General features: G+C 36.8%; 11 protein-coding genes. 4 read left to right on the top strand and 7 right to left on the bottom strand.

The genetic code is table 11. The annotated features are described in order from the left end of the window. The 4 genes from ABWO41_RS07920 to ABWO41_RS07935 all read right to left on the bottom strand — a co-directional run. Window positions 1-1,323: acyl-CoA dehydrogenase family protein (locus tag ABWO41_RS07920; RefSeq protein WP_353136075.1), on the bottom strand; the 1,323-nt coding region annotated here is incomplete at its 3' end. Between the two features lie 108 nt (window positions 1,324-1,431). Further along, complete coding sequence (gene bshB1, locus ABWO41_RS07925; protein ID WP_353136078.1) at window positions 1,432-2,154, bottom strand: bacillithiol biosynthesis deacetylase BshB1; 723 nt, start codon at window positions 2,152-2,154, stop codon at window positions 1,432-1,434. A 16-nt stretch (window positions 2,155-2,170) separates the two neighbouring features. Beyond that, window positions 2,171-2,686 carry a glutathione peroxidase gene (locus ABWO41_RS07930; protein ID WP_353136081.1) on the bottom strand — a complete coding sequence of 172 codons (516 nt, stop codon included), beginning with the start codon at window positions 2,684-2,686 and terminating at the stop codon, window positions 2,171-2,173. 4 nt (window positions 2,687-2,690) lie between these two features. Continuing rightward, complete coding sequence (locus ABWO41_RS07935) at window positions 2,691-3,302, bottom strand: DUF4294 domain-containing protein (protein ID WP_353136084.1); 612 nt, start codon at window positions 3,300-3,302, stop codon at window positions 2,691-2,693. A gap of 108 nt (window positions 3,303-3,410) precedes the next feature. Here ABWO41_RS07935 and ABWO41_RS07940 point away from each other — a divergent pair, with 108 nt between their 5' ends. The 4 genes from ABWO41_RS07940 to ABWO41_RS07955 all read left to right on the top strand — a co-directional run bounded on the left by ABWO41_RS07940 (window position 3,411) and on the right by ABWO41_RS07955 (window position 8,810). Beyond that, on the top strand, window positions 3,411-5,639 hold the full coding sequence (locus ABWO41_RS07940; protein ID WP_353136087.1) for a RelA/SpoT family protein: 2,229 nt from the start codon (window positions 3,411-3,413) through the stop codon (window positions 5,637-5,639). Between the two features lie 54 nt (window positions 5,640-5,693). Next, on the top strand, window positions 5,694-6,173 hold the full coding sequence (locus tag ABWO41_RS07945; RefSeq protein ID WP_353136090.1) for a Fur family transcriptional regulator: 480 nt from the start codon (window positions 5,694-5,696) through the stop codon (window positions 6,171-6,173). A 30-nt stretch (window positions 6,174-6,203) separates the two neighbouring features. Next, entirely contained in the window at window positions 6,204-7,475 is a 1,272-nt protein-coding gene (locus ABWO41_RS07950; RefSeq protein ID WP_353136093.1) for an adenylosuccinate synthase, read from the top strand. A gap of 66 nt (window positions 7,476-7,541) precedes the next feature. Beyond that, the gene (locus ABWO41_RS07955; protein ID WP_353136096.1) at window positions 7,542-8,810 is read left to right on the top strand and encodes an anthranilate synthase component I family protein; all 1,269 of its coding nucleotides are present in this window, start codon (window positions 7,542-7,544) and stop codon (window positions 8,808-8,810) included. Window positions 8,811-9,174: 364 nt separating this feature from the next. Here ABWO41_RS07955 and ABWO41_RS07960 read toward each other — a convergent pair whose 3' ends face one another. The 3 genes from ABWO41_RS07960 to ABWO41_RS07970 all read right to left on the bottom strand — a co-directional run. Further along, window positions 9,175-11,976: a TonB-dependent receptor domain-containing protein gene (locus ABWO41_RS07960; protein WP_353136105.1), complete on the bottom strand. Its 2,802-nt coding sequence runs from the start codon at window positions 11,974-11,976 to the stop codon at window positions 9,175-9,177. A 61-nt stretch (window positions 11,977-12,037) separates the two neighbouring features. Then, window positions 12,038-13,258: a helix-turn-helix domain-containing protein gene (locus ABWO41_RS07965; RefSeq protein WP_353136099.1), complete on the bottom strand. Its 1,221-nt coding sequence runs from the start codon at window positions 13,256-13,258 to the stop codon at window positions 12,038-12,040. 489 nt (window positions 13,259-13,747) lie between these two features. After that, the coding region (locus tag ABWO41_RS07970; RefSeq protein ID WP_353136102.1) for a PorP/SprF family type IX secretion system membrane protein at window positions 13,748-14,415 on the bottom strand (668 nt) is incomplete at its 5' end.

Genomic DNA, 14,415 nt, shown 5'->3' on the forward strand with positions numbered 1-14,415 from the left:
AATTAAAGAGTTAATTTCTTTTGTTCCTTCATAAGAATAAATTGCTTCTGCATCGGCAACAAAACGGGCTACATCATATTCCAGTAGAATACCATTTCCGCCCATTACTTCTCTTGCTCTGCTCACTACGTCGCGCATCCTTAAAGTACAGAATACTTTTGCTAAAGAGGCATGCTCGTCTGTCAGTTGATTATTATCCTGCAGTTCAGACAAACGATATACCAAAGTCTGCATAGCAGTCAGGTTGGAAAGCATCTCAACCAGATGGTTCTGAATTAACTGAAACGATGCAATAGGTCTTCCAAACTGGATGCGCTCTCTGGTATATTTCAATGCACTTTCATAGGCCCCTCTGGCGCATCCAACGGCCATCCACGCCACTCCTGCTCTTGTCATACGTAATACTTTGGCGACATCTTTAAAAGAATTACAATTTTGAAGTCTGTTCTCTTCCGTCACCTCACAGTTTGTCAGTGTAATCAACCCGTTCTGCACAATCCGAAGCGCCATTTTATTTTCTATCTTATCAGCTTTAAACCCCGGATTACCTTTTTCTACAATAAATCCCTTCACCTGATTATCATCCAGATCTCTTGCCCAAATAATATTGACGTCTGCAAAAGTTGCATTGCCTATCCATTTTTTCTGACCGTTTAAAATCCATTTATTACCTTCTCTTTTTGCAGTAACGGTGAGTCCTCCGGCCGCGGCAGAACCTACTTCTGGTTCTGTTAAACCAAAAGAGCCTATCAGTTCCAATTTCTGCATACGTGGTAACCATTTTTGTTTTTGTTCTTCGGAACCGCAAACATAAATTGATCCCATAGCCAGGCCACTTTGTACACCAAAAAATGTAGCAATAGATGCATCTATTCTCCCCATCTCACTGGCAATAATTCCTTCCATCAGGAAAGAACGGTTCGGACAGCCGTAACCTTCAAAAGTAATTCCGCATATATTCAGTTCTGCAACTTTAGGTATGATATCAAATGGAAACTCGGCTCTGTTCCAATACCTGTTTACTATAGGCTTTATTTCAGTTTCCATGAACTGGCGAACCTTCATTTGCAATTCCCTGTCTTCTGGCGATAATTTTCCAGACAGATCATAAAAATCGGCGTCTATTGGTGGGAGTTCTTTTTTCCTATTTCCTCCCCCTTTCATCATCTTCATGAGACCAGCAAGCTGCTTGTCATCCATCTTCCCAAATTGTGTCATCACCTCCTGAAGATCTACTTTTTTGGAAAGGGCTTCCAGCTGTTTAAAATCTACAGATTTAAACAGATTGTAAATATTGGCTGCTTTAGAAAAAATATTCGACATGGCTTTTTATTTTGTTCAACAAACAAGATATGCTTTTTGTTAAGCAGCCACAAATAAAAAGAGAGACCTGATGTCTCTCTAATCTCATATTTCAATATAAAAATGGCGTTATTTCAAATCAAAAAAACTATCTACACCAAGTATTTTTTTACTTAAAAACCCTTCTGCATAAGGTACTTTTATTGCTTTTCCAAATTCTCTGGCTCTCGCTATTACACCTTCTAAAAATTCCGGATTGGAAATATAAGTCTGAGGATCGTTTAAGTTTACGCCTTCCACATGAAATTGTGTTTTGTAAGCTTGAATCGCCTTGATTTTTTGATCATGGAAATCACTTATATCAATAACTATATCTGGTTTAATATAAGTATCCTGTATAAAATACAGTAATAAGCGAGGTCTGTGTGCTTCTTGCTCTACTCCATTTATAGTGGTTTTTATTTTAGATAAACCTGCCAAAAAACAAGCATCTGTCACTAAATCACAGGCCCTGCCATGATCCGGATGCCTGTCATAATAAGCATTGGTAACTATTATTTCGGGCTGATATTTTCTGATAACTTCTATTATCTTTAGCTGATGTTCTTCATCATTTTTGAAAAACCCGTCTTTTAAACCCAAATTCTCGCGAACGTCTAAACCTAAAATCTCCGAAGCATTCTTTGCTTCTTCAGTTCTTGTTTCTGCCGTTCCTCTGGTTCCTAATTCTCCTCTTGTCAAATCGATTACACCTACTTTTTTTCCCTCAGCTTTGTGTTTCAGCACTGTTCCTGCTGCACCCAGTTCCACATCATCCGGGTGAGCCGCTATATATAATAAATCTAATTTCATTAATTTTTCAATCTGTTTAGAAGGATCTCACAATACCCATATCGGCTAATATCTTTCTAATTTTCTTTTTTATCTTAGAACTATTCGGTTTGGTAAATGGATAAAAGAAATCTATTACTTCCCCTTTGTGATTAATTAAATATTTATGAAAATTCCATTTAGGTGAAGCACTGATGTGCCCATTCCTTTTCTTGTCAGAAAGAAAACTAAAAAGAGGATGAATATTCTTCCCTCTAACCTTTAGCTTACTAAATATAGGGAAATTCGTCTGATAATTAGTTTCACAGAATTTCAATATCTGTTCATCGTTTAAAGGCTCCTGACTTCCGAAATCATTGCTCGGAAAGGCTAAAATTTCGAAAGGATCACCATCAAAAAAATTCTTAAGCTGTACAAGTTCTTTAAATTGCGATGTAAAACCGCATTCCGAAGCTGTGTTTACAATTAACAAGATTTTATTCTTAAAAGCATCTAATTGTACTTCTGCACCTAATCCCGTCCTTACTCTAAACTGATAAATGGTATTATTCATGATTTTATCGATAATTGTAATATCCCGATGTGCGGATTATATTTTCAATTTCTCTATCTTTTTCTACATCGTATTTCGCTTTCAGGTCATGTCCGAAAACACGAGCTAAAGATTGCATAAAAAATGCTGTAACCCCTCCTTTTGTATCTTTCAATAACGAGAAACTGCTATTTCCAGTCTCTCTATCAATTAATTTTATTAAAATTTCACCTTGTGATATAGTTAAATCCTTAATTTCTTTATTAAACAGATCCTTAATTTCCTTCTCACAATCTTTAATCAATACTTTCTGCTTTCTTTTATTCGGCTCAACAGCCAAATCTCTTTCCAGCTTACGATATCTGTCTCCGGCATATCTGGCATAAGGTAAAACTTTTAATACATTGTATTTTAATCGTCTGTAGCTGTTATAATCTGCCTGGCTTTTAAATGTTCGTTTATCAATTACATTTACCTGATTAAGAACTACCCAAGGCATCCATTCACCATCCATGTTGGTGATGGCCACCTTTAGTGTATCGTTTTTGCCCAGAACAAAGCTTGGCATTTCCTGTGCTTTTACAGAAAATGACAAAGCGAAGAAAATAGAGACGAGCAAAAAACCTTTTATTTTCATATTTTTATATATACGAATTTATCACTTATTAATTACCTTTCATCATAATAAGTAACCTAAATTCGTTACTTTATTGTAAAATCATTTACTTAGCTTTTTTACCGGGACATGGATTACGTAATAGATATTGAAGCCGAAAAATCGGAGATACTGAAGAGATATAGGGCATTGTTAAGGGCTTGTAAACCAACTCTTCAAAAAGGAGATAAGAAAATGATCCGCCAGGCATTTGATTTGGCTGTTGAAAGCCATAAAGATATGCGCAGAAAGTCTGGCGAACCTTATATATATCACCCAATAGCGGTTGCGCAGATTGCTGCTGAAGAGATTGGTTTAGGAACAACCTCTATTGTATGCGCTCTTTTACATGATGTTGTTGAAGACACTCACATTACTCTAGAAGATATAGAACGGGATTTTGGTAAAAAATGTGCCAAAATTATTGATGGCCTTACAAAAATCTCGGGAGTTTTCGATGCAAACAGCTCTATGCAGGCGGAAAACTTCAGAAAGATGCTGCTTACACTGGCAGATGACGTTCGCGTAATATTAATTAAGCTTGCTGACAGGCTTCACAATATGCGAACTATGAACTTTATGCCTCGTGACAAGCAATTGAAAATTTCTTCTGAAACTGTTTATCTGTACGCCCCTTTAGCTCATAGGTTAGGTCTGTATGCTTTAAAATCTGAGCTGGAAGATCTTTCCATGAAATATATGGAGCCTGACACTTACAAGTTCATCGCTCAAAAGCTGAACGAGAAAAAGGCGGAGCGCGAGCGCTTTATTAAAGAATTCATAGGTCCTATAAACACTATTCTGACAGAACAGGGACTAAAGGCGGATGTCCTGGGAAGACCCAAATCTATCCATTCTATATGGAATAAGATGAAGAAAAAGTCTATTCCTTTCGAAGAGGTGTATGATTTGTTTGCGATCAGAGTTATTTTAGACAGTAGGCCGGAAAACGAAAAATCGGACTGCTGGAAAGCATACTCTATTGTAACAGATTTATATCGTCCAAATCCAGATAGGCTTCGCGATTGGGTTTCTTCCCCTAAAGCCAATGGTTACGAGTCTTTACACACTACGGTTATGGGTCCTAAAGGCCAATGGGTAGAAGTACAGATCCGAACCCAAAGAATGAACGAGATTGCAGAAAAAGGCTTTGCTGCACACTGGAAATATAAAGAGTCTTCTAACGATAGCGGTCTGGACCAATGGGTTCATAAAGTTCGTGAGTTATTGAGTAACCCGGAGTCAAATGCACTGGATTTTCTGGATGATTTCAAGATGAATCTCTTTTCTGACGAGATATTCATTTTTACTCCAAAAGGAGATTTAATTCAGTTACCGGCAGACGCCACCGCCTTAGACTTTGCTTTCGAAATCCATACAGATGTAGGTGCCCGTTGTATAGGTGCCAAGGTAAATCATAAACTGGTGCCCCTTTCTCATAAATTACAAAATGGAGACCAGGTAGAGGTAATTACATCCGGCAAACAAACGCCAAAAGAAGACTGGTTAAATTTTGTTGTCACTGCAAAAGCCAAAGGAAAAATCAAATCATCTCTAAAAGAAGAGAAAAGAAAGATTGCAGAAGATGGTAAAGAAATATTAGAACGCAAGCTTAAATCTTTAAAAATCAATTACAATACAGACAACTTACAGAAGCTAAGCTACTATTTTAAACTTCAGTCTACTCAAGATCTGTTTTACAACGTTGCTAAAGGATTTATTGATCTTAAAGACTTAAAAGAATACGCGGCAACAGAGAAATCTGTAGACCAGAGGTCTCCACAAACAATAGATTCCGAGAAAATCCAGGCGATGATAAAAGAGGTTAAAACCAACGCCGCCGATGTATTGCTTATTGGAGAAGATTTACAAAAGATAGATTATAAGCTGGCTAATTGCTGTAATCCTATTCCGGGAGATGATGTTTTTGGGTTTATTACAGTTTCTGACGGAATTAAAATTCACCGTACAAACTGCCCTAACGCTGCGAAGCTGATGTCGAGCTTTGGCTATCGAATAGTAAAAGCAAAATGGAACAGCCAAAAACAGGTTGCATTTTTAACCGGATTAAAAATCACTGGTATAGACGAAGTTGGATTAATTAATAACCTTACCCAGGTGATATCAAATGATTTTAAAGTAAACATGCGGTCGATAACTTTTGATACTGATGAGGGCATTTTTAACGGCACTATAATGATGTATGTAAATGATACTCAACATCTTGAAAATTTAATCATGAAACTAAAACAGGTTAAAGGTATTACGGATGTCACAAGGTTTGACTCAAGTCCAGAGACATTATCCGTAAAAAACTAAAAACCATTCATCTATATTGTATTTTTTGATAACTTTGAAGCTCTAACAATCACCATGGCTACTACGCAAGAAACCATAGAGATGGTAAAAAAGATTTTTGAATCGTATCTGGAGAACAAGAACCTCAGAAAAACTCCGGAAAGGTTTGCCATACTCGAAGAAATCTATTCAAGAACAGATCATTTTGATGTGGAGTCTCTCTACATCCATATGAAAAACAAGAAATATAGAGTTAGCAGGGCTACAGTATACAATACCTTAGAGCTTTTACTTTCTTGTGATTTGGTAACCAAGCATCAATTTGGTAAAAACATGGCGCAGTTCGAGAAATCATATGGCTATAAACAACATGATCATATTATCTGCTTAGACTGTGGAAAAGTAGTAGAGTTCTGCGACCCAAGGGTTCAACAAATACAAACCATGATGGGAGATTTACTGAAATTCGATATTCAGCATCACTCATTAAACCTTTATGGTAATTGTTCCAGACTGGCAGCAGGACATTGCGATTCTTACAACAACAAAAATTAATTAATATTTTTATATACTGAACACAAAATAATGGCAGTTGATGTGTTATTAGGCCTTCAATGGGGCGATGAAGGTAAAGGGAAAATAGTTGACGTACTAGCCCCAAAATATGATTTGATCGCCCGTTTCCAGGGCGGACCAAACGCAGGACATACTCTGGAGTTCGACGGAAAAAAATTCGTTTTAAATACTATTCCTTCCGGAATTTTTGAAGAAAACACATTGAATCTGATTGGTAATGGAGTGGTTATAGACCCTATCATTCTAAAAAGAGAATTAGATAATTTAAAAGCTGCCGGCCATGACTTATTGGCTAAGAAGAATCTGGTTTTAGCCAGAAAGGCACATTTAATATTACCTACTCATCAGTTGTTAGATGCTGCTTCTGAAAAGAAAATGGGAGATAGCAAAATCGGTTCAACTTTAAAAGGTATTGGCCCTACTTATATGGACAAAACCGGTAGGAACGGTCTAAGAATTGGGGATGTGAATCTGCCTGATTTTAAAGAGCGATACAACAAATTGGTTGAGAAACATATAAATATTCTTTCTCATTATGGCGAAGTTGATGATTTCTCTGAAAGAGAAAAAGCTTTCTTTGATGCTTTAGATTATTTAAAACAATTTGAATTTGTAGACAGCGAGCATTTAGTTAACAAATATATCAAAGAAGACAAAAAAGTCTTGGCAGAGGGTGCTCAGGGCACTTTATTAGATATCGATTTTGGTTCCTATCCTTTCGTTACATCATCCAATACAACAACAGCTGGTGCTTGTACTGGTTTGGGAATTGCTCCAAATACCATTAAAGAAGTATTTGGTATTTTTAAAGCTTACTGTACAAGAGTTGGCGGCGGCCCCTTCCCTACTGAATTGGATAACGAAGTTGGAGAAGAATTAAGAAAAATCGGTCGCGAATTTGGTGCTACTACCGGTAGAGCAAGAAGATGCGGATGGATTGATATTCCTGCTTTAAAATATGCCATCATGTTAAATGGTGTTACGCAATTAATCATGATGAAGGCAGATGTATTGGATTCTTTCGAAAAAATCTATGCCTGTACACATTATAAATACAATGGGGAAGTAATAGATTATATGCCTTACGATATCAATAGCATTAAACCAGAACCTGTATTTGAAGAAATAGAAGGCTGGAATGAAGATTTAACAGGCATCCGTTCCAAAAATGAAATTCCTGCTAAACTGGCTAGCTATATTGCTTATCTGGAGAAACATCTGGAAGTTCCTATAAAATTCTTATCCGTTGGTCCGGATAGAGTTCAAACACTAGAACTTTAATAACATAAAAATCCGAAGCTAAACCCTTCGGATTTTTCTTTTTTAGGCTATTTTTGTACCCATAAAATGGTACGGATAGAAAACAAGCAGCAATTTCTCGAAAAAGCTTTAATATGGGCCAGTCAGTTCGGGATATCGGCCATTTTTGACTCCAATAATTCTTCTGACAAATATTCGAACTATGATTATATCATTGCTGCAGATTATCTCGACTTTATGGAAACGGGTTTTCATGGAGCTTTTGGTAAACTGGAACAATTCAGATTAAAATATCCTGAGTGGATTATTGGAGGCTTAGGATACGATTTAAAGAATGATATTGAACAACTACAATCAAATAATCCGGATTATTTAGATTTTCCGGATTGCTTTTTCTTTGTACCCAAGCATCTTTTATTAATTAAAGATGATATTTTAGAAGTTAAAAGTCCTTCGCCCAACATTTACCAGGAAATTCTTGATACCAACCGTTCAGATTCTTTTCACAAACGGGAAAAAATAACCATCAGGCAACGGTTTTCAAAAGAAGAATACATACAACAGGTTAAAAATATTCAAGGTCATATAGCTGCCGGAAATATTTATGAAACCAATTTTTGTATCGAATTCTATGGAAATTCAAAAATATCTCCTGTTCATACTTTCCAAAGATTAAATGCTTCTTCAAACGCTCCTTTTACCAGCTATTTCCGTTGGTTCGACAAATACATTATCTGTGCTAGCCCTGAAAGGTTTTTGGCCAAAAGAGCAAATAAACTTATTTCACAACCCATAAAAGGAACTGCGAAGCGGGGAAAAACTATTGAAGAAGATGTTTTGCTGAAAGAAACGCTTTTCAGACATCCAAAGGAAAGGCAGGAGAATGTCATGATTGTTGATTTGGTACGTAACGACCTCACTAAATCTGCTAAACCAGGAACAGTTAAAGTAGAAGATCTTTTTGGAATACATAGTTTTAAACAGGTACATCAAATGATCTCTACTGTGGTTTGTGAAGTAGAGGACCAAACATCTGTTATTCAAATTCTGAAAAACACTTTCCCTATGGGCAGCATGACCGGAGCTCCCAAGATAAAAGCCATGGAATTAATGGAATATTATGAGCGAAGTAAGCGAAGTATATATTCTGGTGCTATTGGTTATATAAAACCTAATAACGATTTTGATTTCAATGTTGTTATCAGAAGCATTTTATATAATGCTTCCAGAAGCTATTTTTCTTTTCATGCCGGGAGCGCCATAACTTACTCTGCTGATGCAGAAAAAGAATATGCCGAATGTATGCTAAAAATAAATGCTTTAGTACTTGCTTTAAACGGGGAATTAAAAGAATAACGCTTACTGTTTGCGCCCTCTGCATTAATTATTATATGAGTGCTAAACTATAAAACGGAGGCTCTCCCTTTTGGATTGCCTCTCGTTCTTTGGTGTATTGAAGGTTAAAATTTATTTAAGCGTAAGTCTAAAATTACTTAACCATTTGACTGATTTTCACTTAATCTTATGCAATAAAACAAGGCAAGTAACCTTGCCTCTGTACCTGATTATTTACAATCATTTTGGTAAATAATCATACACAAATATCCAAAACGCAAGAGAAGTGAAAAAGAAATTATCCCTTTATTTTGTCCTAACTTTGAAAGTTAGGACAAAAAAGAATACAAGCGGGAGAATTTTCAATCAGAAATATGCAAAATTTCTACTTATACAAAATGGAGGAATCAAATGATAGAGATACATAATACATACCTCCGATGGCCGGATTTCCTGGAGATGTAATATAGTATTTGTTCAAAATATTTGAAGCTCCGATCTTCAAAACAGACTGATATATCGGCAACTTAAAACTTACCTGACCATCCAATGTACCAAATGCAGCCACTTCCCCCACACCAAAAATCGAACGCCACATAAATTCTTCCTGCCAGCGGTATACAATATTGAACGAAGTATTTTTAAATATTTCTGTACTTCCAACTCCCAAATTAAAACGATATGCAGGACTGTTGTATGTATTAAAAAACTGTTCGGGAAATTGGCTCAGCTGATCGTGAGACACATTACTTATAAACTTAAACTTACCCAGACTATAATCAATACCCAATGCCCAACCCTGCGTTCTCACATCCTCAGTACTGTTTACACTTACTTCATAACGTGTAGGTGTTGTCAAACCGTTTAAATCCTGGGGTGTTGGGTTTTGCCAAACTACAGCTCCTGTTAAAAAATCTTTGTAATTACTGATATAATAATTAGCATCTATAAATAATTTAGGTGTTAGCGAAGCCCGATAACCTATTTCGTAAGCTTGTACTCTTTCTGGTTTAAAACTGTTAAAACTAAAAGTTTCCAAAACCGAAGGATCTGAATACCCCGTTGCTGCGTATGTACGATAGCTTTCATCGGTATATGGCTTATTCGCTTGCAATTGATATTTATCTAGTATATCTGGTAATGCACCTATTAGTCTGGAACCTGCCCTTACCAATAAATCTAAATATTGCGCCTGTGCAGTTGGATTACGGAATCCTGTCTGATAGGATAATCTTAGATAGTGCTTTTGCGTAAAGTTCCAAACTCCGGCAAGCCTTGGAGAGAACGATCCTTTAAAATTTTGGTTTTTATCGTAACGTACAGATGCCGTAGCTTTTAACTTTGCATCTAAAAACTTTCTAGAGGCCTGCAAATATGCCCCATACTCATAAATAGATAGCTTTTTATTCAGGTCATCAAAAATTGTCCCTCCAGAATTCAGAGCATATAACCTGTATGAACCTCCGGCTATAAGATCAATTTCTGGAATCCAATCCGAGAAATTATACATTCCCTCATAATGCCAGAGATTAGTTTTATCTTTAAACTTCGCCCCTCCTTCGGCACCAATTGTTCGTGAGGTAATATCTTGTTTTGCTGTCTCAAACACCTCAGATCCAGGCATAAAACGCCCTTCATCGGTCGCAGAACGAGCAGTATTGTGTGCAGTTTCTTCGTCAACGCCCATGTTCTTAGCTTTTAGATAAGCTCCAATATATTGTGGAAACCAGGCAGTACTTGGCTTAAAGCGTTCGTTCATAAACGAAGCTAAAGCGGTAGCATTATAGGCATCTCCTGATCGCTCCTGCGTAGTATAAGCTCTTAAAAAGAATTTATCTCCTTTCAGTTCCAGTTTATATTGACCTAGCCTAAAATTAGCTAAGCCATACCTGTCTGCACCTGTATATGCAGAATTACCAGTTCCCCAATATGCTTGCGCAATCGCTTCCATATTGGGTCTTATTTTATAATGCAGAGAGCCACTTGTCCTTAAACTCTCACTTCTATAATCTAATAGGTCTTCTTCAATATATCCCGTTCTGGAAACGTCCTGATCTGGTATTAACCCGCCCTGCAAACCCAGGAAAAAAGGGCTGATACTAGAGTTTGTACTTAAAAAATTGGTTATCTGAGATTCTGAAGGCAACGTCCCTGTAGCATTTTGATATTGTGAAATATAGGTATTACGCCCGGTTTGAACTACCGCTTGTGCTACAGTCTGCATGTTCGCCTTTATTTCATCACCATAACTATTAATGCCGTCATATGCCGGATCGGTTATTCTATTTCCTTCCTTATGTTTCATATTAACACGATCGTAATTCGAATAGTCCCGAGCCCTCCAGTCATCTGCTTTAATATAGGATACATTTACCTTAAACGCCCACCTATCTTTAAAAGATTTAGCATAACGGAATTGCATATCATTCCAATCGGTTAAAGGTTGTTGTCTGCTATCCAAGTGGTTAATACCAGTTTTAAACTGCATGCTAAGCCCCTGATATTTAAACGGATTTTTCGAGTTTAGTAATAAAGTACCGTTAATCCCCCCGGCACCATACAACGCAGAAGACGAGCCTGGCAACAGCTCAACACTTTCTAAATCTAAATCTGAAATACCGACAATATTCCCGACAGAAAAATTCAGGCCAGGTGCCTGATTGTCCATACCATCTATAAACTGATTAAAGCGAACATTTCCGTTAGCATTAAAACCACGTGTATTTAATGAGGTAAAAGTGATACTTTGCGTACTCTGCTCCACTCCTTTAAGATTAACCAATGATTCGTAAAAAGAAGTTGAAGCTGTTTTTTTTATATCGTCTATTGACAAACGTTCGATAGAAACCGGAGATTCCAATACACGTTCCGGAATGCGTGAGGCGGAAACAACAATGTCATTACCCAAAACTTGGTATTGCTCTGACAAGGCTATCGTAATCATCTTATTCGCTTTGGTAAGCAAAGTATCCTGGCTTTTATAGCCAAAAGCATTAATCTTTAATTTTACAGGTGGAATTTTATTTATTACCAGATAAAACTCTCCTTTATCATTAGTCACTACTGTTTTTGCAGAACCTACTGCCGCAATCCAGGCTCCTGCAATTGGCTCTTCGTTATCCCGACTTACTATTCTTCCTGATATTTTTAAAGTTTGAGAAAAAACCAGAGAGTTCCATAAAAACACAAGCAAAAAGCATAAAACACCCTTTCGGGATAAAAAGCACCGTTTTAGAAATTTAGACATATTATTTAGACAAAGTTATAGGTTCTTTTTTCTGGATATATTGAGATGGACTTAGCCCTGTTACTTTTTTGAAAGCCGAAAAAAAAGTGCTTCTCGAAGAAAAACCCGCTTCTTTAGCCAATCCTTCCAATGTAAACGAACGCCAATCGTCATTTTCTATCCTTTTACAGATATAATTCACTCTATATCCATTTATAAAATCTGTAAATCGTTGTTTAAAGCGATTGTTCAAAACAAAAGATAAATGATGTAACGGAATACCCAGTTCCATCGCCAGTTCATTTACAGTAAGTCCTCGCTTTTTAAAAGTTTGTTGTTTTTGAAGATGCTTTTCCAGATGACAAACATAAGCGGCAACAAGCTTAGGATCAAATGTCTTTTCTGTCACTTCAGTTTCTATCTTATTCTTGTTATAGACAGGTACTTCAATTTCTTTTGACCTACTTTTAGCAACTCTTGGTATTCCGTACAGCACTTCTGGTTTAAAAAATAAGTATACACTCATACCCATAAACCCCACAATCTGCAAAAGAGTGGGAACAGAGTAGCCCGAAGCAAGAATATTGGTATGAGGATCTGTTCCTAAATTCATCCATGCGATCACCGACATTGTTCCAAGCCCCAGATAAATAACAGTATTAAAACCGGTAAAAGTTAGCAACCAATTAACTACTTTTTTAAATTCCACCAATGTATCTTTCCTAATAACATGCAATAACAGACTCCATTGAAAGGCCAGATATACAACTCCCGCTATCCATCGCAACTGAAAATGCCAGAATGCCGGTATCAACCCCGATCCTTTCTGATAAGCTTGATTGAAATCAGTCACTATTGCGTCTGCAATTGCTCTTTTTGTTTCTATATCTGTAAAATAGAATGGCAATAAATCTATAAAATTTATTATTGCCGGTATAAAATGTAGCCAATCGTACTTCCTGAATCTAGTCTCATCAAGCAATACATTTCTAACATACAAATAACTGCAAGCAGGAATCAGGTAATACAATGGACTACCAATACGATAAATCCATGGTATAGTTTTTATCCAACCTGTAATTACCAGTAAATATAGCAATGCATACCATCCCCAGGTAAAAATAACCAACCCAAGTAATCTATTCGCATGTAGTTGGTATCTCCCTTTGGTAAATAATAAAATGCTCGTAATGAAACTGGTAAAAACGCCTCCTATAATTAGAACATCGTAAAACTTATCCACTTTAACAAGTTTGTTACAGGTGTTAAAATTAGTAAAAATTCAGTAATACAGTTGAAATGTTGGTAAATGTACCACTGCAACACTCATAACCACATGTTTCCCATAATCTTTTTTGGAATATTTTTTCAACAAGGCAAATAAGTATTCAGAGATTATTGAAGCATTTATTCCTGTTCAAAGAAACCTTTCAATCCGAGAGAAAAATATTTCGGGTAAAGCATAGAATGCTTACGATGATAAAAACGGAATCATTCAAATATTAAATTTGCAAACTTTCTCGCTTTTATATGGGTAGTAAGTACAATTTGTGCGGTTTAACACAATTGTACAAATTCTGCAGTCATAAATTTACCTTTAGCTAAAGTGTTCCAGTCACCGAGAAGTTCTGTACCGTTAGTCTGATCAATCCATTTACTTATAGAATTCAAAATAAAAAAGCCGGTTGCAAAAACCGGCCTTTCACTTGTATGTAATGGTATAAAATTATTGTTATCTTCCAAACCTATATCCCACCACCACATCAAATATACCTCCACTAAAACCTCTTATTGCTCTTGCTTCTGAACTATATAGCGCAGCTACGTTTAATCCGCTTTTATCAAAATACCCCAAACCTCCTGTAAAGCTCTTATTGCTATGGTACATGGTATAAAAGCGCAGCATATCTGCAGACCATTCCGCAGCAATGTCCCATTGGTTCTCGTAATTCTTTACGCCACGGTAGGCTACCATAGGCTTAACACCCCAGATATCATCTAATTTTACTTTATAGCTCACTGCACTGTAGAAAGTGGCATAATCCACTGTAGAGATTTTACTATAACGCTTCTCGTTCAGGCTCAGGTAACTGAACTGAGCTTCCAGACCTTTCAATTGGTAAGTCACTCCTAAATTGCCGTCAAGATAGTTCTCCTTATCGTTGTACTTCGCCAGTTCTATGTCGTTCACTCCCGCCTGCGAAGCCATTCCATAGTCCAGCCTGTCCTGCGACCAGCTCAATGATACGCCGAAGCGGATTGCATGGTCATCCGCAAAGGGAACTTTATATGAAAAACTTCCCATTGCCTGAGTTTTCCGGATTAATCCGGCCTTATCGCTTATTACATTCACCCCTAAAGAGGCCTTATCATTGATCGGTACGCTACCTGATATTGAGG

The organism is Pseudopedobacter sp. (genome assembly GCF_040392825.1).
Lineage (GTDB): Bacteria > Bacteroidota > Bacteroidia > Sphingobacteriales > Sphingobacteriaceae > Pseudopedobacter.